This window comes from Thermobifida fusca NBRC 14071 = JCM 3263 (genome assembly GCF_001592045.1).
GTDB lineage: Bacteria > Actinomycetota > Actinomycetes > Streptosporangiales > Streptosporangiaceae > Thermobifida > Thermobifida fusca.
This window is the reverse complement of the sequence record NZ_BCWB01000005.1, coordinates 12,281-32,274: the sequence shown is the minus strand read 5'-3', so window position 1 is coordinate 32,274 and position 19,994 is coordinate 12,281. Positions and strand designations below refer to the sequence as shown.

General features: G+C 68.7%; 18 protein-coding genes and 1 riboswitch. Of the genes, 14 read left to right on the top strand and 4 right to left on the bottom strand.

The window, feature by feature from the left end; genetic code table 11:
- The first annotated feature begins 100 nt into the window (after positions 1 to 100).
- Complete coding sequence (gene thyX / locus TF1_RS00815; RefSeq protein ID WP_061783534.1) at positions 101 to 898, top strand: FAD-dependent thymidylate synthase; 798 nt, start codon at positions 101 to 103, stop codon at positions 896 to 898.
- 10 nt (positions 899 to 908) lie between these two features.
- Here the strand turns inward: thyX and TF1_RS00810 are convergent, their stop codons facing one another.
- Positions 909 to 1,718, bottom strand: a complete 810-nt coding sequence (locus TF1_RS00810) for a hypothetical protein (protein WP_011291822.1) — start codon at positions 1,716 to 1,718, stop codon at positions 909 to 911.
- A gap of 127 nt (positions 1,719 to 1,845) precedes the next feature.
- Here TF1_RS00810 and TF1_RS00805 point away from each other — a divergent pair, with 127 nt between their 5' ends.
- The 11 genes from TF1_RS00805 to TF1_RS00755 all read left to right on the top strand — a co-directional run bounded on the left by TF1_RS00805 (position 1,846) and on the right by TF1_RS00755 (position 15,858).
- The gene (locus TF1_RS00805) at positions 1,846 to 3,645 is read left to right on the top strand and encodes a carbon starvation CstA family protein (protein ID WP_011291823.1); all 1,800 of its coding nucleotides are present in this window, start codon (positions 1,846 to 1,848) and stop codon (positions 3,643 to 3,645) included.
- Complete coding sequence (locus TF1_RS00800) at positions 3,642 to 3,920, top strand: cory-CC-star protein (protein WP_011291824.1); 279 nt, start codon at positions 3,642 to 3,644, stop codon at positions 3,918 to 3,920. Before TF1_RS00805 ends, TF1_RS00800 begins: the two co-directional genes overlap by 4 nt.
- Positions 3,911 to 4,816 (top strand): ArsA family ATPase, encoded by a 906-nt coding sequence (locus TF1_RS00795; protein ID WP_011291825.1) that lies wholly within the window; start codon positions 3,911 to 3,913, stop codon positions 4,814 to 4,816. The genes TF1_RS00800 and TF1_RS00795 overlap by 10 nt, the downstream gene beginning before the upstream one ends.
- Before the next feature lie 182 nt (positions 4,817 to 4,998).
- Positions 4,999 to 5,646 carry a gamma-glutamyl-gamma-aminobutyrate hydrolase family protein gene (locus TF1_RS00790; RefSeq protein ID WP_011291826.1) on the top strand — a complete coding sequence of 216 codons (648 nt, stop codon included), beginning with the start codon at positions 4,999 to 5,001 and terminating at the stop codon, positions 5,644 to 5,646.
- A 95-nt stretch (positions 5,647 to 5,741) separates the two neighbouring features.
- Positions 5,742 to 6,410, top strand: a complete 669-nt coding sequence (locus TF1_RS00785) for a CDP-alcohol phosphatidyltransferase family protein (RefSeq protein WP_011291827.1) — start codon at positions 5,742 to 5,744, stop codon at positions 6,408 to 6,410.
- 151 nt (positions 6,411 to 6,561) lie between these two features.
- Positions 6,562 to 9,060 (top strand): mannose-1-phosphate guanyltransferase, encoded by a 2,499-nt coding sequence (locus tag TF1_RS00780; RefSeq protein WP_011291828.1) that lies wholly within the window; start codon positions 6,562 to 6,564, stop codon positions 9,058 to 9,060.
- A 307-nt stretch (positions 9,061 to 9,367) separates the two neighbouring features.
- Positions 9,368 to 9,904 carry an FHA domain-containing protein gene (locus tag TF1_RS00775; protein ID WP_011291829.1) on the top strand — a complete coding sequence of 179 codons (537 nt, stop codon included), beginning with the start codon at positions 9,368 to 9,370 and terminating at the stop codon, positions 9,902 to 9,904.
- Positions 9,905 to 10,142: 238 nt separating this feature from the next.
- Entirely contained in the window at positions 10,143 to 10,613 is a 471-nt protein-coding gene (locus tag TF1_RS00770; RefSeq protein WP_011291830.1) for a bifunctional nuclease family protein, read from the top strand.
- 199 nt (positions 10,614 to 10,812) lie between these two features.
- On the top strand, positions 10,813 to 11,421 hold the full coding sequence (locus TF1_RS16065; RefSeq protein WP_016188631.1) for a MerR family transcriptional regulator: 609 nt from the start codon (positions 10,813 to 10,815) through the stop codon (positions 11,419 to 11,421).
- A gap of 101 nt (positions 11,422 to 11,522) precedes the next feature.
- Positions 11,523 to 11,614, top strand: a riboswitch (glycine riboswitch).
- A gap of 96 nt (positions 11,615 to 11,710) precedes the next feature.
- Positions 11,711 to 14,584: an aminomethyl-transferring glycine dehydrogenase gene (gene gcvP / locus TF1_RS00760; RefSeq protein WP_061783518.1), complete on the top strand. Its 2,874-nt coding sequence runs from the start codon at positions 11,711 to 11,713 to the stop codon at positions 14,582 to 14,584.
- Between the two features lie 170 nt (positions 14,585 to 14,754).
- Positions 14,755 to 15,858, top strand: coding sequence for a tetratricopeptide repeat protein (locus TF1_RS00755; RefSeq protein ID WP_061783517.1), 1,104 nt, complete (start codon positions 14,755 to 14,757; stop codon positions 15,856 to 15,858).
- A gap of 24 nt (positions 15,859 to 15,882) precedes the next feature.
- Here TF1_RS00755 and TF1_RS00750 read toward each other — a convergent pair whose 3' ends face one another.
- Together TF1_RS00750 and TF1_RS00745 are read right to left on the bottom strand one after the other, a co-directional pair.
- Positions 15,883 to 16,578 (bottom strand): endonuclease V, encoded by a 696-nt coding sequence (locus tag TF1_RS00750; RefSeq protein ID WP_011291834.1) that lies wholly within the window; start codon positions 16,576 to 16,578, stop codon positions 15,883 to 15,885.
- Positions 16,579 to 16,615: 37 nt separating this feature from the next.
- Positions 16,616 to 17,182, bottom strand: coding sequence for a hypothetical protein (locus tag TF1_RS00745; RefSeq protein ID WP_011291835.1), 567 nt, complete (start codon positions 17,180 to 17,182; stop codon positions 16,616 to 16,618).
- A gap of 147 nt (positions 17,183 to 17,329) precedes the next feature.
- Here TF1_RS00745 and TF1_RS00740 point away from each other — a divergent pair, with 147 nt between their 5' ends.
- Together TF1_RS00740 and TF1_RS00735 are read left to right on the top strand one after the other, a co-directional pair.
- Entirely contained in the window at positions 17,330 to 18,568 is a 1,239-nt protein-coding gene (locus tag TF1_RS00740) for a sensor histidine kinase (protein WP_238569729.1), read from the top strand.
- 20 nt (positions 18,569 to 18,588) lie between these two features.
- Complete coding sequence (locus TF1_RS00735) at positions 18,589 to 19,233, top strand: response regulator (protein ID WP_011291837.1); 645 nt, start codon at positions 18,589 to 18,591, stop codon at positions 19,231 to 19,233.
- A 25-nt stretch (positions 19,234 to 19,258) separates the two neighbouring features.
- Here TF1_RS00735 and TF1_RS00730 read toward each other — a convergent pair whose 3' ends face one another.
- Complete coding sequence (locus TF1_RS00730) at positions 19,259 to 19,942, bottom strand: TetR/AcrR family transcriptional regulator C-terminal domain-containing protein (protein ID WP_011291838.1); 684 nt, start codon at positions 19,940 to 19,942, stop codon at positions 19,259 to 19,261.
- Positions 19,943 to 19,994: the final 52 nt, after the last annotated feature.

Genomic DNA, 19,994 nt, shown 5'->3' with positions numbered 1-19,994 from the left:
GGAGATCCCTGCTGGCTGCTACGTTCTTCTGCGGCCCCGGGACGGGTTCGGAGTGTGCCGGGGCCGCAGACACGACACGAGCTGGGGGATGCAACCGGTGGTGAAGCACGTCGAGCCCGAGGTCCACCTGATCGCGCGGCCGCAGTTGGACTACGACGAAATCGCGCGCTACCTCGCCGACGTGGGCGGGAGCAGTTGGCTGGAGCGGCTGGATCGGGGGGAGCTCGACGAGGTTCTCAACGATCCGCAAAACCTTGCGGAGTTCGCTGGTCGGTTGTGCTACCGCTCGTGGGAGCCGGGGCTCAACCCCAACGTGACCCGGGTGCGCACCGACCAGACCGCGTATTTGACGAACATTCTGGCGAGCATGCACGGGTCCGTGTTGGAGCACGTGAGTTTCAGCTTCGTGTTGCACAACGTGTCCCGGGTGGCCACTCACGAGCTGGTCCGGCACCGGCCTGGCGTGGCGATCTCACAAGAGTCGCTCCGGTTTGTCCGGTTGACGGACCTGCCGTTCTGGTTCCCCGAGTGGGCGCAGGAAGACCCCGAGCTGATGAAGCGCGCCACTGACCTGCTGGAACGCATGGAAGAGTTCCAGCGGTGGATGACCGACCACTTCGGGTTGGACGAGGAGGGCGTGCCGTTCGCGGTGAAGAAGCACCGTACCTCTTTCATGCGGCGGTTCGCACCGGAGGGGGTGGCGACCGGACTGGTGTGGACGGCGAACGTGCGTACCCTCCGCCACACGCTGGAAACGCGGACGGCTCCCGGCGCGGAAGAGGAGATCCGGCTGATCTTCCACAAGATCGGCGAGATCATGGTGCAGGAAGCGCCCGCCTTGTTCGGGGACTACACGGTCACGGACGGCGCCTGGGTGCCGAAGTGGCGCAAGGTCTGATCCCGCGGGCCTAGGAGGACAGTCCGGCGCGGGTTTCCGCAGCGGTGATGCCCTGCTGGCAGGCGCGGACGAGGGACCGGTGGGCGTGGAGGCGCGCCCACAGTCCCAGCGGCCGCAGCCGCGGGGCGGGGGCACCGGACGCCTCAGCGACGGTGAGCGTGGCTGCGTGGAGGGGGCCGCGACGGTACCAGTGCTCCCACTGGTCGAAGTCGGGGCTGTGCTGGTGGGCGAACACGCAGCCGTCCCCGTCAGCCGTGGTGAGCGGGGTGCCGTCGAGGCTGCGCAGCGGGATGCGGGCGCCGGGGGTGTGCGGCCAGGCAGGGGCGGTGACCACGTTCACCGCGGGCCCGTGCGGGCGGGCGGTGAGGAGGAGGGCGTGGTCGGCGCTGGTGCGTGGCGGCAGAGTCCACTCTTCGACGGTGTCGCGGAGGGTGACGATGATGCGCGGCAGCCACCACCAGTTTTCTCGGCGGGCCAGCAGGCCGCCGGCGCGCTGCCGGGTCGGCGGGTGTTTGCGGATCTCCTGGGCGAGCAGCGCGTCGACGAAGACGTCACCGGACAGGTCGTGGGTGACGGTGACCCGGCCGGTGGCGGCGACGGCAGGAGAACCGGGTGGGAGGGCACGGGCGTCCGTGACACTGCACACGGCCTGCCCGTCGGTGAGCGTGTCGAGTAGGGCGAGGTGGGAGAAGGGCAGTGCGACGCAGGGGTGTCCTTCCCACATGAGGGGGACGGCGGGGACGCCGACGGGGCCTGACGGGCTGAGCCATGACAGTTCCGCGGTCGTCGAGTTCTCCCAGACTGTGGCAAAAGAAGACACTTCGCTCCTTTTTGTGACGTGGATCTCATGTTACGTTCAGTGAGTCCACTCAGTCGACAGGCGGCGTCACGGAACGTGTGGGGCAGCCCCTCAGTCTCGCGGACGCCGCCGCGACCGAAGGAGCGACATGCCTGCCGTTGTCGTACTGGTCGCTGTTCTCGCCCTCTTCGCTCTGGGATACCGCTACTACTCGTCGTATCTGGCCCGCCGCGTCTACGGGCTGGACCCCAACTATGTGACCCCCGCCCACCGCTACTCCGACGGGGTCGACTTCGTCCCCACCAACCGTTACGTCGTTTTCAGCCACCATTTCATCTCCGTGGCCGGAGCCGCCCCCATCGTCGGCCCCGCGGTCGCCGTGTTCTGGGGCTGGGGCCCGGCCCTGCTGTGGGTGGTGCTCGGCACGATCTTCGCTGCGGGCGTGCACGACTTCGGGGCGCTCGCGGTCTCGGTCCGCCACCGCGCGAAAAGCATCGGCACGCTCGCCGGTGAGGTGGTGAGCAGACGCGCCGGCACCCTCTTTCTGATCATCATCTTCTTCCTGCTGACCCTGGTGAACGCGGTCTTCTCCGTGGTCATCGCCAACCTGTTCGTTTCCACCCCTAGCGTGGTGCTGCCCACCTTGGTCACGATTCCCTTGGCGATCGGTGTGGGCCAGTACGTCTACCGCACGCGCAGCGCGGCACTGCTGCCGTCCCTGGTCGTGCTGCTGCTGGTGTACGCGTCCATCCCGCTGGGCCTGCTGTTCCCGATCACTATCGACCCGCTGGCTGCCGCGGTCGGCCTCACCCCGAAAACCCTGTGGATCATCCTGGTCTTCGGCTACGCTTTCGCGGCGTCCCGGCTGCCAGTGTGGCTGCTGCTGCAGCCGCGCGACTACATCAACCAGCAGCAGATGCTGGTGGCGTTGGCGGTGATCCTGCTGGGCGTGGCCGTAGGCTTCGACTGGATCGTGGCGCCTCTCATCAACGACGTGCCCGACGGATCCCCGCCCTGGTTCCCCCTGCTGTTCATTACCATCGCCTGCGGGGCGATCTCCGGGTTCCACAGCCTGGTCTCCTCGGGGACGACAGCGAAGCAGATCGACCGGGAAACCGACGCCCGTTTCGTCGGCTACCTGGGTGCTGTCGGGGAGGGCACGCTCGCGCTGTGCGCCATCCTGGCCTGCACGGCGGGCGTGGCGGCGACCCGCGCCGACTGGGATGCGCTCTACACGGACTATGCGACCGCGTCGGGCAGCGCCACCGACAACTTCGTCAACGGGGTGGCGAACTTCGCGTCCCACCTGGGCATTCCCGAAACCGTGGGTGTGGTGTTCGCCGCCGTGGTGATCATCAGTTTCGCGTCCACCACCATGGACACGGGGGTGCGGCTGCAACGCTACATCGTGCAGGAGATCGCGGAGACCGCCCGGATCCGGCCGCTGGCACGCAACCTCACCTTGGCGACCCTGGTGGCGGTGGCGGTGCCGTTGGCGTTGGCGCTCACCCCGGGCGACTTCGCGTTCGGCACCCTTTGGCAGCTGTTCGGCACCACCAACCAGCTCACCGCCGGACTGGCGTTGGCGGTGATCGCAGTATGGGTCACCAAGAGCAGCCGCAACCCGCTCGCGGTGCTCATCCCCCTGGTGTTCCTGCTCGTCATGACCTCGTGGGCGCTGGTCCTCAACCTGGTCCGGTTTGTGACCGCTGACGACCCCATGCAGGTGTTCCTGCTCGCCCCCTTGGACGCGGTCATCTTCGTGCTTGCACTGTGGCTGATCGTTGAAGCGTCGCTGGCGCTGCGGACCGCGTGGCGGGCCCGCACGGCTGCCGCCGGCACTCCAGCAGTCCCGGCAGCGGACCCGAAGACCGGTACGGATGCGGCCCCGCCCGCGGGGGACAGCCCGACGGATCCGGCGGAGCCTGCGGGAGCAGGGGAGCAGTGAGCACCGGGTTTGCGGGGCGTGCCGTGCGCGCCTGGCGGCGGCTGGAAGCGTTCCACGAAGAGTGGTTCGCTGCACGCTGGCGGCATGCGCTGCAGCGGGAGGACCGCCGCCAGGCCGACACGTTCCGCGCCATGCTGCTGTTGCACTCGCTCGGCGTGGACGTGCCCGTGGCCTACGAAACCCTGGACCTCATCCCGTACCTGGTTGCGGACGTGCACGACTGGCATCGCCGCATGGGGCGCGACCGGTGGGGTGATGCGGGGGTGTGCTGTTGACCGGGGCAGCGATCACGCTGTTCGGGGGTAAGGGCGGCGTCGGCAAGACCACGCTGGCCGCCGCCCACGCCCTCGCCTTAGCGGACAGCGGGCAGCGGACCCTGCTCGTCTCCACGGACCCCGCGCATTCGCTCGGCGACATCCTGGACGTGCGGTTAGGGGACCGGCCGCGTCGGGTGACCGGCTGCCTGTGGGCGGTGGAACCCGATGCGGAGGCGACCGTGCGCCGCAGGATCATCCAGGTAGCGGACGAGGCGCGCACCGTCGTGCCGGACGAGGTGATGCCCGCGGTGCGGCGGCACCTGCGGCACGCTGCCGCTGCACCCGGCATGGTCGAGTCCGCGCTCCACGACCGGCTGATCGACTATGTCGACCAGGTGCCGGAAACGTGGGACCGGCTGGTCGTGGACAGTGCGCCCACCGGACACCTGCTGCGGATGCTGGCCTTGCCCACCCTGCTCGCCCCCTGGGTGCACGGCCTGATCCAGCAGCGGGAACGTGCGAGAGCAGTGGACGGGTTCGCTGCCAGCGTGTTCGACCCGGAGCCGGGACGGGATCCCGTGGTGGAGAAGCTGCGGGCCCGGCAGCGCCGCTTGGCGGCGGCCGCGGCCCGACTGCGCACTGACGCGGCCGTGTGCCTGGTCACTGTGCCCCGTCGGGCAGTGGTCGCGGAGACGCGCCGCGCAGCAGCGGCACTGCGCGACGACGGGATCCCCCTGGGCGTGGGGGTGGTCAACCAGGTTCCTTCCCGCGTGGATACCGCGGTCCTGGCGGAGCTCCGCGCCTTGTTCGCCCCGGTCGGCTGGGTGGAGGTGCCGTTGCTTGACACGGAGCCCATCGGGGTGGCGGCACTGCGCGCCCTACCGCGCCTCACCGGGGCAGAACCCGGCCCGTGACGTGCCGCCTCGCCAGGGCGGCCCTGTGGCGGGCGGCACGGCGAGGCGGCATGTGTCCGACGCTACGGCGGGAGTGAGCGACAGCACGGCGAAATGTTGTTAACGTCAAGGAGAGTGTGAATTCCCGCACACTCGCGGGATTTCGCGCTGCTCCCAACTGCCCCTGCCATCCAGGAGGACGCATGCCCCGGCCGCTCATCGGTATCACCAGCTATCTCGGACCGGCACGCTGGGGACACTGGGTGCGTGAGGCGTCTGTTGTCGCCACCCCGTTCCTCCGCGAAGTGGACCGAGCGGGCGGCCTGCCCGTCGTGCTCGCTCCCGTCCACCCTCGGCGCATCCCCGACCTGCTGCACCGGATCGACGGCTTCGTCTTCACCACGGGGGCACCTGTGGGGGCCGACACGGAAGCGGAGAACGCTGATCCGCGGCGCGACCGTTTCGAAATCGAACTCATCCGTGCCGTGCTCGACGCGGGACGGCCGTTTCTCGCGGTCGAACGCGGACTGCAGGTTCTCAACGTCGCCGTGGGCGGCACGCTACTGCCCGCCGCCGACACCGGTCCGGGCCTCGCCGACGCCGAGGTGATCATCAACGTCAGCAGCATGCTGGGCAAGGTGCTGGGTGACCGTGCCCGGGTGCGCTGCGCGGCCAGCCCGGGCATCAACCGCATCGGGTCGGGCCTGATGCCGGTGGCGTGGGGCGCCACCCAGACCGTGGAAGCGGTGGAAGCGGTCGGCCACCCCTTCGGGGTGGGGGTGCGGTGGCGTCCCGAAGAGGGGACGGACCGTCGCCTGTTCTGCGCGCTCGTCGACTACGCGGCGGGGTGACCCCGTCCTCGCGGATATCCCCGCAGCCACGCGGGGATATGGCACGAAGAGAAGTCCGCGATGCCGGGTAGGCTCACCTCAAACGGGGAGGTGAGATGGCGACCGCGACGAACCAGGGGGAACGCGACGACACCGTAGACCGGATCTGGACGATCCCGAACATGATCAGCGTCCTGCGGCTGCTCGGTGTCCCGTTGTTCCTCTGGCTGGTCCTCGGCCCGCAGGCCGACCTTTGGGCACTGGGTGTACTCGCTGCCGCCGGGCTGTCGGACTGGCTGGACGGCAAGATCGCCCGGGCATGGAACCAGACCAGCCGGCTCGGCACACTGCTCGACCCGATGGCCGACCGGCTCTACATCTTCGCCGCACTGCTGGGACTGGTCGTCAGAGACATCATCCCCTGGTGGCTGATGGCGATCCTTGTCCTTCGTGACGTCCTCATCATCGGCGCGCTACCGGTGCTGCGCTACTACGGGTACGGGCCGCTTCCCGTGAACTTCGCTGGAAAAGCCGCGACGCTGTGCCTGCTCTACGCGTTCCCCCTGCTGTTCCTCGGCGGGTATTCCGGAGCCGTGGGATATGTGGCGCAAATCGTTGGTTGGGCTTTCGCAATATGGGGAACAGCCCTCTACTGGTGGGCCGGACTGCTGTACTCGGTCCAGGGCTCACAGTTGATCAGACAGAGTCGTGCCCTGGAACGCGAAGAGGACACGAACCCTGGGCGTGGACAGCGGACGGACCGGCCGGCACCGCAACGGCGGTGACACCCCAGACTCAGGCAGCGTCGCCTGAGCGGTCCGTAGCTGGTCACTCCGGGCCACCACGTCGTGACAATGAAGGGAGCAGCATCCCCACCATGAGACCCCGTGCTATGGCGGTTCGCCGAACGATTTCCGGGGCTTGGAGGTGGCCGCGATGAAGGCCGTCGTAATGGCTGGCGGGGAGGGCACCCGACTCCGCCCGATGACCGCTAACCAGCCCAAACCACTACTTCCCGTGGTCAACCGGCCGATCATGGAGCACGTGCTCCGGCTGCTGAAGCGACACGGGTTTGAGGACACGGTCGTCACCGTGCAGTTCCTCGCCACCCTGATCCGCAACTACTTCGGCGACGGTGAAGAACTCGGCATGAGCCTGCGCTACGTCGCCGAAGAAGTGCCGCTCGGGACCGCGGGCAGTGTCAAGAACGCCGAAGAGCACCTGCGGGGCGAGCCGTTCATCGTCATCTCCGGTGACGCGCTCACCGACATCGACCTGACCGACATGGTCCGGTTCCACCGGGAGAACGGTGCCCTGGTGACCATCGGTCTCAAACGGGTCGCCAACCCCCTCGAGTTCGGCATCATCATCGTCGACGACAACGGGCGCATCCAGCGGTTCTTGGAGAAACCCACCTGGGGCCAGGTGTTCTCCGACACCGTCAACACCGGCATCTACATCATGGAGCCCGAGGTCCTGGACCATGTCGCACCCGGCGAGAACGTCGACTGGTCCGGCGACGTCTTCCCTAAACTCCTCAAAGCCGGCGCCCCGCTCTACGGCTACATCGCCGACGGCTACTGGGAGGACGTGGGCACCCACGAAAGCTACCTGCGCGCCCAGGCCGACGTGCTCTCCGGCAAAGTCGACGTCGAAATCGACGGCTTTGAAGTGTCCCCCGGCATCTGGGTGGCGGAAGGCGCCGAAGTCGACCCTGAAGCGGTCCTCAAAGGCCCCCTCTACATCGGGGACTACGCCAAAGTCGAGCCGGGTGCGGAGCTGCGCGAGTTCACGGTGCTCGGCAGCAACGTGGTCGTGCGCTCCGAAGCGTTCCTGCACCGGGCCGTGGTGCACGACAACGTGTACGTGGGCACCCGCGCCAACCTGCGCGGCTGTGTCGTCGGGAAGAACACCGACATCATGGCCGGGGTGCGGATCGAGGAAGGCACGGTTGTCGGTGAGGAGTGCGTCCTCGAATCCGAGGCCTACCTCGCCAACAACATCAAGGTCTACCCGTTCAAGACGATCGAAGCCGGCGCGGTCGTCAACACCAACGTCATCTGGGAGTCCAAGGGGCAGCGGTCGCTGTTCGGGCCCCGCGGCGTGTCCGGGCTGATCAATGTGGAGATCACCCCGGAGTTGGCGGTCCGTTTGGCCAGCGCGTACGCCACCACGTTGAAGAAAGGCGCGGTGGTGACCACGGCACGGGACGCTTCCCGGGCCGCGCGCACCCTCAAACGGGCGGTGATCAGCGCGCTCACCGCGGCCGCCATCAACGTCCAGGACTTGGAGGCGACCCCGCTGCCGTTGGCGCGCTTCCACACCTCCCAGCCGGGGTTGAGCGGCGGTATCGCGCTGCGCACAACCCCGGGCGACCCGCAGTCGGTGGACATCGTCTTCCTCGACTCCAGTGGCGCCGACTTGTCTCCGGCCGCCCAGCGCAAACTGGAGCGGGTCTTCTCCCGGCAGGAGTACCGGCGGGCCTTCCCCGGTGAGATCGCGGAACTGTCCTTCCCCTCCCGCAGTGTGGAGGCCTACACCCGGGAGCTGTTGCAGAGCATCGACTTGAGCGGGGTGGCGGAGGCCAACCTCAAAGTCGTGGTGGACTGTGCGGGCGGTACCGGGTCGTTGATCCTGCCGGCCCTGCTCAGCCAGATCGACGCCGATGTTCTCACCGTCAACAACCGGCTCGATGAGGCGTCCCCCACAGACACGCCGGCCAAGCGCACCCGCGACTTGCAGCGTCTCGGGGAGCTGGTGGCGTCGGCGCGCGCCGACTTCGGGGTCCGCTTCGACCCGGTGGGCGAGCGGATCCAGCTCGTGGACGGCAGCGGGACACTGGTGGACGACGAGCGGGCCCTGCTTGTCGTGCTCGACCTGGTAGCCGCGGAACGTCAAGGCGGCCGGGTGGCGCTTCCGGTCACCACGACCCGGGTGGCGGAACAGGTCGCTAACCGTCACGGCGTCGACGTGCAGTGGACCCCCACGTCGCTCGACGCGTTGACCAAGGCTGCGCTCGCTGACGACATCATCTTCGCTGCCGACGGCCGCGGCGGGTTCATCCTGCCCGAGTTCTCGCGGACCTGCGATGGAATCGCCGCATTCGTGCGACTGATCGGACTGGTGGCGCGCACTAAGATGTCGCTCAGCCAGATCGACCAGAGGATTCCGCAGGCGCACCTGCTGCGCCGTTCCGTACCGACTCCCTGGGCGGTCAAGGGCAGCGTCATGCGTGAAGTGGTGGAGGCCGCACAAGGCCGTGAGATCGACACCACTGACGGGGTGCGGGTCATTGAACCCGACGGCTCCTGGGCGCTGGTGCTTCCCGACACTGCCGAGGCGGTCACCCACCTGTGGGCCGAAGGCCCCGATGATGAGACCGCCCAGCGTCTGCTGGAGGAGTGGTCGGCCGTGGTCGAGCGAGCCGAGGGTTGATCCCGTGACCGGGCGCGCGGCCGGGGACACCCTCGACCGCGCGCCCGGCGTATGCGGAGTTTGAAATCGGTCTGGTTTCACGGAAGACTCCATCACTGCACGGTTCCACTGCCGTGCGGCTAAGGTTTAGAGCTGACTGCTCTTGGTGTAAGAGATGGTGAAAAAAGAGGTGATTATGGGGAAGAGATATGGAAAGGACCTGAACTGAAAACCAAGGTCCATGAACCACCATCTCCGTCCTCCGTCACCTGTAAGTCACCCAGCCGATTCAAGGACCGCCCCGTGCGGTAGGAGGCCGAGCCGACCTATGTCGAACTGCACGCAGTGCGGTCACGCCGTTGCGGATGATGCCCGCTTCTGCTCCAACTGCGGTTCCCCCGTCAACCGGTCGCGATGGGATCACTCGCAGTCGCGTGGCCGCGACCGCGTCGGCGAGACGACGTCCACGATTTCTCTCAGCGGCATCCAGGCGCTGGAGGCTGAAGCCGACGGCGTCGACCCCGTCGGCCCTGATGCGGCCGCGGTGGAAGCCCTGCCCCCTGGGACTGCCTTGCTCGTCGTGAAACGCGGTCCGAACGCGGGGAGCCGTTTCCTGTTGGACAAGGACCTCACCACGGCGGGACGGCACCCTAACAGCGATATCTTCTTGGACGACGTGACGGTCTCCCGGCGGCACGTAGAGTTCTACCGGCGAGGCGGCTCTTTCGGTGTCCGCGATGTGGGTAGCCTCAACGGCACCTACGTCAACCGGGAACGCATCGACGAAGCGGAGCTCGGGGGCGGAGACGAGATCCAGATTGGCAAGTTCCGACTGGTGATCCTCACCAGCCCGCGCCGTGGCTGACCGGTAGTCGACGCTGACACGACTGTGCGGCGGGCGGGGTGCCCTACTCAAGAGGTCCCGTCCGCAAAAATAGAGGTTTGTCACGCCTCGGAGCGGAGAGCTTTAGAGGAGGACCCGCTTCGGATACGCCGCCCGCCCCTGACGCGGACATCCCCCGGCGGTGTACCGTGGGGAATGGAGCAGAGCGCACTTCGGCGTGTGCCCCTCCGAACGCGACAAGTCGTGGGACGGAGCCGCAGTGAAGCATATGGAGGTCGTCGGCGTCCGAGTCGAGATGCCGGCAAACCAACCGATTGTCCTGCTCAAGGAGACTGACGGGAAGCGCTACCTTCCCATTTGGATTGGCACGGTCGAGGCTACGGCCATCGCACTGGCCCAACAGGGTGTCAAGCCTGCGCGTCCGCTCACCCATGACCTTCTTCGCGACGTGATCGAGGCGTTGAACACCAGCCTGGCCACGGTGAACATCACCGCGCTGGAAGACGGTGTCTTCTACGCCGAACTGGTCTTTTCGAACGGGGTTCAGGTCAGCGCGCGCCCGTCGGACTCGATCGCGCTGGCGTTGCGCACGGGAGCGCCGATCTACGCGCGCGACGACATCCTGGACGAGGCCGGCGTAGCAATCCCGGACGAGCAGGAAGACGAAGTGGAGCGTTTCCGAGAGTTCCTCGACAACATCACTCCCGAGGACTTCGGACGCATGACCTGAACGATGGTGAACGGTGGTCGACGGGCGCGTTCACCGGCAGCAAACCAATGTTGTGCACGACGCGCCGACGGCTGTCGTTGACGCTGCCCACGCTCCGGCTTACCGTCGGGGGAGTGAGGCCGCCTGCGGTGTCGAAAACAAGTCGTGTTGTCTCCCCATAGTCCGGTATCGCCGCAGGCCAGGAAGCCGGAGGTTCGGCGTGGCGGGTATCAGCGGCAAGCAGAACGCCTCCGAGTATCGGCGGTCACCCGTGCGATGGACGGGTGAAGAATGCCTGCTGTGTGACGAGGACGTAGTGGGGCTGCCGATGAACGTCGGATACCGTGGTCCCACCGCCTGTATGGCAGCGGGAATCACGTATCGCCAGCTCGACTACTGGGCTCGTACTCAGTTGGTCGAGCCCAGTGTGACCGTGCCCGGCAGCTCGCCGGCGCATCGGCTGTACAGCTTCCGCGACATCCTCATCCTCAAAGTCGTTAAACGGCTGCTCGACACGGGGATCTCTCTGCAGCAGATCCGCACCGCGGTCGAGCACCTCCGACAGCGCGCCACCGCTGATCTCGCCCACATCACGTTGATGAGCGACGGGGTCAGCGTCTACGAATGCACCTCCCCCGACCAGGTCGTGGACCTGCTGCAGGGCGGCCAAGGCATGTTCGGGATCGCGCTGGGACGCGTGTGGCGGGAACTGGAGGGCAAGCTCAGCGAGCTGCAGGGGGAGCCGCTCACCGAGCAGGCCCGCATCGCCATGGAGGCGTATCCGAGGGACGAGCTGGCGCAGCGCCGCCGACAGCGCCGCACCGGCTAGTCGACCCGTGCACCGCGGTGCTCCCGGGGCAGGGGGCCCGGGGCCGGTAGCATGAGAACGACACGGTGGACCGGACACACCCGGCCGCCGACACGCGCCGTTGACACCACACGGGAGAGACTCCGCGCCGCGGAGCGCCGACGGGGCAACCCTCCCCAGCAACCTCTCAGGCACCAAGGACCGTGTGGGATAGGCACTCTGGAGCACGGCGGCACACCAGTCGCAGGCGACAGAGGGGGAGACCTAAAGGAAGCACACCGTTGATCGGCCCAGCGACCAGGAGGTCTCCATGTCGGACCGTTCTGTTTCCCGTCCCCCTGCGCTCACGTTCCCGGACCGGCACATCGGCCCTGACCCGGCGGAACGTGCCGCCATGCTGGAGACGGTGGGATACGCGTCCACCGCAGACCTCATGACCGCGGCCCTGCCCGCCGACATTCTCACCGCCCCTGATGCTCCCGCACCTTTGCGCCTGCCGGAACCGGTGGGGGAGGCCGAGGTGCTCGCGGAACTGCGGGCTCTTGCCGCCCGCAACCGCCTGCTGGTCTCCATGATCGGCCAGGGCTACTACGGTACGGTCACCCCTCCGGTGATCCGCCGCAACATCCTGGAAAACCCTGCCTGGTACACCGCCTACACCCCCTACCAGCCGGAGATCTCCCAGGGGCGGCTTGAGGCGCTGCTGAACTTCCAGACCATGGTCGCCGACCTGACCGGGCTGCCCATTGCCGGAGCCTCCCTGCTGGACGAGGCCACCGCGGCGGCCGAGGCGATGACGTTGGCTCGCCGGGTGGACAAAGGGAAGCGGTCGGTGTTCGTGGTCGACGCCGACGTGTTCGGCCACACGCTGGCCGTGCTGCGGACCCGGGCCGAACCGTTGGGGATCGACCTGGTCGTCGCTGACCTGAGTGCAGGACTGCCGGATGTGGACGCGTTCGGGGTCCTCGTGCAGTATCCGGCGGCCAGCGGCCAGGTACGGGACCTGCGCCCGGTGGTGGACGCCGCCCACGAACGGGGCGCGCTCGTCGTCGTGGCCGCTGACCTGCTGGCGTTGACCGTGCTCCGCAGCCCTGGAGAGTTCGGTGCGGACGTGGCTGTGGGCTCCACCCAGCGGTTCGGGGTGCCCATGGGGTTCGGCGGCCCGCACGCCGCCTACATGGCAGTCCGGGACGGGCTGCAGCGGCAACTTCCGGGCCGCCTGGTCGGGGTTTCCGTGGACGCGGCAGGGAAACCCGCCTACCGGTTGGCCCTGCAAACCCGGGAACAGCACATCCGCCGCGAGAAAGCCACCAGCAACATTTGCACCGCCCAGGTGCTGCTCGCCGTGATGGCGGGCATGTACGCCGTCTACCACGGCCCGCACGGGCTTCGCGCGATCGCGGAGCGGGTCCACCGCCGCACCGCGGAACTCGCCGCCGGGCTGCGGAAGCTCGGGGTGGAGGTGCTCACCGACGCGTTCTTCGACACGCTGCGGGTGCGGGTGCCGTCCCGGGCCGCGGCCGTGGTGCGCACCGCGCGTGACCTCGGCATCAACCTGTTCTTCGCCGACGAGGACACGGTCGGTGTCTCCTGCGATGAGACCACCACATCCGAGCATGTGGCGGCTGTGCTGCGCGCGTTCGGGGCTACCACCCCGCCGCAGACCGGGGACGTCCCGTCCGCGCTGCCGGAAGGGTTGCGCCGCGACGTCGACTACCTCACCCACCCCGTGTTCCACACCTACCGCAGCGAAACCGCGATGCTGCGCTACCTGCGGCGGCTCGCCGACCGGGACCTGGCGTTGGACCGCACCATGATCCCGTTGGGCTCGTGCACGATGAAGCTCAACGCCACCGCGGAAATGGAGGCGATCACCTGGCCCGAGTTCGCGGAACTGCACCCGTTCGCCCCCCTCGACCAGGCGGAAGGCCTGGTGCAGATCGTGCGGGACTTGGAGACGTGGCTCGCGGAGATCACCGGATACGACGCGGTCTCCCTGCAACCCAACGCGGGCTCCCAAGGCGAGTTCGCGGGCCTGCTCGCTATCCGCGGCTACCACCGCAGCCGCGGTGAAGAGCAGCGCGACATCTGTCTCATCCCGAGTTCCGCGCACGGCACTAACGCGGCCAGCGCCGTCATGGCGGGCATGCGGGTGTCTGTGGTGGCGTGCGACAGTGGCGGCAACATCGACCTGGCGGACCTGCGCGCCAAGATCGACGCTGCCGGGGACCGGCTGGCCGCGCTCATGGTCACCTACCCTTCCACCCACGGGGTGTACGAGGAGACCATTGCCGAAGTGTGCCGGCTCGTGCACGAGGCGGGCGGCCAGGTCTACGTGGACGGCGCCAACCTCAACGCGCTTGTCGGCTGGGCCAAGCCCGGGAAGTTCGGGGCAGACGTCAGCCACCTGAACCTGCACAAGACGTTCTGCATCCCGCACGGCGGCGGTGGCCCCGGCGTGGGACCGGTCGCGGTCCGCGCCCACCTCGCCCCGTTCCTGCCGAACCATCCGGCGCACACCGAGGCGGGGCCGCACACGAGCGCGGGCCCGGTGGCTGCGGCCCCGTTCGGTTCCGCGAGTATCCTGCCGATTTCGTGGGCCTACATCCGGCTGATGGGGGAGGAAGGGCTGCGTGCCGCCACCGAACAGGCGGTGCTTGCCGCCAACTATGTGGCCCGGCGGCTGGCCCCCTACTATCCGGTGCTGTACACGGGACGCAACGGACTGGTGGCCCACGAATGCATCATCGACCTGCGCGGCCTGCAGAAACGCACCGGAATCAGCAACGAGGACGTTGCTAAACGGCTCATCGACTACGGCTTCCACGCGCCCACCATGTCCTTCCCGGTGCCGGGCACGCTGATGATCGAACCGACGGAGAGCGAGGACCTCGCCGAACTGGACCGGTTCATCGACGCGATGATCGCGATCCGTGGCGAGATCGACCGGGTGGCGGAAGGCAGCTACGACCGGGCAGACAACCCGTTGAAGAACGCTCCGCACACGGCAGAAGAAGTCACCGCGGACGAGTGGAAGCACGCCTACTCGCGGTCGGAAGCCGCCTACCCGGTGCCGAGCCTGCGCGCCAGCAAATACTGGGCGCCGGTGGGCCGGATCGACCAGGCCTACGGGGACCGCAACCTCGTGTGCGCCTGCCCGCCCCCGGAGGCTTTCGCGCAGTAGCGGCCCGCGACAGAAGGCTCCGGTCGAGGCAGCCCGGCCCGTCCGTGAGGCTGCGCGGCCGCCCGCCGTTCCCGGCGTGGCCGGGAACGGCAAGACCGGTACAGGGGGCGGGGAGGAACCGCTAATCTCCGAAGGGTCCTTCACCCCCGGACGGAAAGCAGTGTGCGACCGTGCAGTCCTCCCGACCAGCCTCCCCGCCCCGGCTCGACGACCCTGCGGCAGCGACCCTGTGCAGCCAGGCCCGCGATTTAGCTGAGGCGGGGCACGCGGACCGGGCCGCTGAACTGTATGAGCGGGTCGTCGCCGACGCCGGGCCCCGCTACCGGGCCCAGGCCGCGCTCGGGCTCGCAGTGGTGCGCGACCACCTCGGGGACACTGCGGGCGCTCGGCAAGCAGACGAGACAGCGATTGCCGCCGCCGACCCGGAGTTCTCCCCACGCGCCGCCTACCACCTGGCGCTGCTGTGCGAAAAAGAAGGGGACAGCGACGCGGCCGCCCGTGCCTGGCAGACCGTGGTGGAATTCGGTAACCAGCGCTACCTGGGGGCGGCCCATCACGGGCTGGCGCGCCTCGCGGAAGCCCGCGGCGACGATGAGACCGCGCGCAGCCACTGGCAGTACGCGTTGGACGCTGCCGACCCGCAGACGGTAGCGGATGCGGCCCGCGACTATGCGCGACGGCTGTTGGAACGCGGCGCTGCCGCCGAGGCAGCGGAAGTCCTCGCCCGCGGGCTCGCCGCCCACGACACGCCGGACCTGCGGCTCCTGCTCGGCGCGGTCCGGGTGGAGCAGGCCATCGCCGAGTTCGACACGGCCCTCGCCCAGCAGCCGGCAGACCCCCACGACACTGCGGTGGCCCGGGAGCTTTTGGCCCGCCTGCTCGCCGTGCGCGGGGATTCCGCCATCGCGGAACGCGTGTGGTACGACGGTCTCACCCACGACGACCCCCAGACCGCTGCCGAGGTGCGCGCCCGCCTGCGGCGCGGCTTCCTCACCCCCGACCCGGACGTCGCCGCAGAAACCGGGGAGGCCACGTTCTGGTGGGACCCCTACCTGGAAGCAGCCGTGGCCTCCGACACCACGCCGATGCTCGCCGGGGAACTGTTCGCCGCCCTCAGCCGAATCTACGCCCTGCTCGCCCAGGCTGACGGTCCTGCCCGCGCGGACGCTGCTCTTGCCGCGGCGCTGCAGGTTGTCGACGACTACGTGTGGGGTGCGGCCCTCCGCGACGATGTGCACGCCCAAACCGGCCGCACCACCACAGACCTCGACTGAAACCGGGTCGGGGGACTGGCGCGGTCACGCGCGGCCGGATGCGGCCAGTTCCCGGCGTGACAACTGGTCGGCGCGGCGGATCGGCTCACAGATCCGGTAGCGCGGCGACAGCCGTAGCACCAGCTCGCACGCGGAATCCAAGTCCACCCGGTGCCCCACCGACACGTACACCGGTTTGACCCCGTCGTGGACCCGCAGGCAGCGGCCCACCACTTCACCGCGGTCCACCAGGTCGGTGGCTGAGCCCCGCCGCGGGCCGGGTTCGGCGGCGTCACCCACAAACGCGGTCTTCGCCACCCCGAACACCGGCCGGTCCACCAAAACCCCCAGATGGCAGGCCAGCCCGAACCGGCGCGGATGCGCCAGCCCGTAACCGTCGCAGAGGTACACGTCCGGTTCGACAGGCAACTGTTCCAGTGCGGCGAGCAGCGGCGGCAGTTCCCGGAACGCGAACAGGCCCGGCACATAGGGGAACGTCGGCGTTGCGCGCACCGTGGCCTGGGCGGTGACCTCCAACGTGGCGGCGTCCACGACGACCGCGGCCGCCACCAGCTCGGTCGGACCGTAGCTCACATCCAGGCCTGCGACCAGGCGCACCGCATCCGGGTCGCAGGGGTGGACACGTACCCGGGACGCCAACCGGCTTTGGAGGGCACGTGCCGCATCAGGGTCGGTAGGCCACAGTTCCATGGCCGCCAACTCCGGGGTGATGTGGGGCATGGCACCTTCCCGTCGGGTGAGGCGAGGGCAGACCTGACTACCGTGCCACGCTTTCAGTGTCGGCGGTACCTCGGGAAGGCAGCACCGCTTCCACACACCCCCACACGAACACCACCGTGTTGATCACCGTGAACCCGGCAAGCGGCGGGAAGAACCCCTGCAGCTCCGCGGTGCGCGCCGGGTCCCCGACATACCAGATCAGTCCGGCGAGCACGGCCGCGCCCACGCCCGCGGCCACCAGGCCCCGCACCCATCCCACCGTCTCGTAGCGGAGTGCGGCCCAGCCGCGGCGGGGCCGCTGCGGCGGTGGCGGGCCGCCCATGAAGCGGTGCGCGAACCGCGCGTCCGCCCACGCGATCATGCTGTGCCCGTACGCCACGGTGAAGCCGAGGTAGAGGGCACCGAACCCGTGGCTGGCGTCAGCGTGGCCGCCCGACCGCAGATGCCAGGCGATGATCAGCAGCAGCGCCACGTCCAACACGGGGACGAGCAGGAGCAGCACCGTGCTCAACCAGCGCAGCCGCAGCAGGTAGCGGGCGCTCAACCCGCCGAGCAGCAGCACCCAGAACAGCACTTCGCAGGCGACGATTGCGGCCACCACCATGACGGTTTTCCCTTCCCGGCCCTTGTGTGACAGCTCCTGTCCCCACTGTGTCGCGCAGGCCCGCGGTGGCGCGTCCGCGGAAGGAACGAATCGATGTACTGCTTTCGGACGACGCTCTAGGCCCGGCATGCGTGCTGAGATGGGAATGTGCGACAGAAGTGGATGGAGTTCCTGGACCGCGACATCCTCGGCGGTTTCTCCCGCATGGGCAGCCTGCTGTGGGCGGCTGCGAACACCGCGGTGGGACTGCTGCTGTGGGCTTTGGGCGCGTTCGTGGACCGTCCCGGAGTCCACCGGTTGTGGCTGCTCGTTCCGCTGCTTTTCGTCTGCGCGGCACTGCTGCTGCGCCGCACCCGCCCCGGGGTGGGGCTGACGATCGGCACGATCGGTCTAGCTCTCGACCTTGTCGTGGTCGGCCCCTCGGTTTGGCCAGTAGCGGTCTACGGGGACCTGCTGTACGCGGTGACCGTGTGGGGCGGCAGCCGTCTCGCCTACGGGGTGGTCGCCGCGGTAGGTGCGCTCGGTGTCCTCGGCGTGGGCGGGGCCGTGCTGGTGTGGCCGGAGGAGCTCCTCGCTGAAGGGCTGCTGGGAGTGCTTTCGCTGGTCGGCCTCTACGTTCTGGTGTTCGTCACCCCGATGACCAGCGGGTTGAGTGTGCGCGCCCACCGGGCACGGGCCGAATTGGAACGCCAGCGGGCCGTGCAGGTCACGCGGATGGCGGAACTGGACCGGGCCAACGCGATCGCGGCCGAACGGGCTCGTATGGCCCGGGAACTGCACGATGTGGTCGCCAACCATTTGAGCGCGGTGGCGCTCCAGTCCACGGCGGCTCTCGCGCTCCGCGAGTTCGACCCGGAGCGGGTCCGCGGGGTGCTGCGCACTGTGCGGGACAACAGTGTGCGCGGGCTGGCGGAGATGCGCCGGATGATCGAAGTGCTGCGGGCCGGGGAGCAGTATGAGGCCGAACGGGTCGCTCTCTGCTTGAGAGATGTGGGCCAGTTGGCCGCCACCGCGCGGGACGCGGGCCTTGACGTGGTGCTCTCCGGGGTCGAGGAGGCCGGGGAACTGCCGGCGCGGGTGGACGCGGCAGCGTACCGGACCGTGCAGGAGTGCATGACGAACGCGTTGCGCTACGCTTCGCCGCCGCGGCTGCGGGTCACGGTGCGCCGCACAGCCGACGCCGAGGACGCAGGGGAGTGGCTGGTGATCGAGGCGGAGAACCCGGTCGCAGAGCCGGCGGAGCCGTCCCGGACCGGAGCTTGGGGGTCGGGGACTGGGCTGGCGGGGATGCGGGAGCGGACCGTGCTGCTTGGCGGTCGATTCCGCGCCGGACTCAACGGGGACGGGCAGTGGCGAGTACGGGTCGAGCTTCCCATCGAGTCGTAGCAGGACAGGGTGGAGGACACGTGGTCAGGGTCGTGGTGGCTGAAGACCAGGCGGCAGTGCGCGCCGGGCTGGTGATGATCTTGGAGACCGATCCCGGCATCACGGTGGTGGCCGAGGCAGCCGACGGGCAGGAAGCGGTGGACACGTGTCTGCGGCTGCGGCCTGACGTGGCGCTCATGGATGTGCGCATGCCGCGGCGGGACGGGATTTCCGCCACCCAGGAGCTTGCCGCGGCCGGGATCGATGTGCTGGTGTTGACCACTTTCGACTTGGACGAGTACGTGTTCGGGGCGCTGCGGGCGGGGGCCGCGGGTTTTCTGCTGAAAGACGTGGAGGCTGCGGACCTGCTGAAAGCGGTGCACACGGTGGCGCGGGGAGAGGGCATGATCGCGCCCGCGGTGACTCGACGGCTCATCAACGAGTTCGCCGCCACCCGGCCGCGGGAGCAGGAGAAAGCAGACCCCGCCATCCTGGAGCGGCTCACCCCCCGGGAGCGCGAAGTGCTGGCCTGTATCGGGGAAGGGCTGTCGAACCAGCAGATCGCGCGGCGCCTCTACATTACCGAGACCACGGCGAAAACCCACGTCAGCCGGATTCTGACCAAGCTGGACCTGCGTAGCCGGGTCCAGGCGGCCATTGTCGCCCGGGAGGTCGGCTTGGGCTGACCAGGGGTGGCCGACGGGGCCGGCCTCACCGCTCGCCGTGCTGGACCCGGGGGGCGGTGAGACCGGCCAGGAGCGCGTCCAAGCCGGTGCGGAAAACCCGGTCGTGGTCGACGTCGATCGAGCTCAACGCCATAACAGTGGGGAACCGCCCGTCGAGGACGGCAGGGTCGCTGCTGGGCAGTCCTTCGGAACGCACCTGGTGGATCACCGCGCCCAAGACATAGGAGGTCAACGCGGCTGCCGCCCCGGGAACCTCCTCCGGGGGCAGGCCTGCTTCGGTGAACGCCGCATAGTGCAGTTCCGTGGCGCGCAGGGCCGCCACCGTGTCGGGACGGCGGTGGATCATGAGAGGCAGCGCCCCCGAGTGGCGGAGCAGGGCGGCACGGTAGTCGCACGCCCAGTCGCGCAGCCGCTGGTCCCACGGCCGCGGCTCGGGTTCAGGATCGGTTTCGGGGGTAGCCTCATCCTCCGGGGCGGTTTCGGCTGCAGGGGAGGCGAGAGCCCGGGCAGGGTCGCTGATGTACTCCACGATCGCGCTGTAGAGCTGTTCCTTGCCCAGCGGGAAGTGGTGGTAGATGGCCATCGCTTCGACGTTGAGGGCGTCGCCGAGCCGGCGCATGGTGAGGCTGCGCAGGCCCATGCCGTCGATGATGCGGAGAGCCTCGGCGACGATCCGTTCCCGGCTGAGACCAGCGTTGTTGCGACTCACACCGCCATCCTAGACTTACTACGTAAAGTCAGGTGCGGATGGCGGTCGGGTG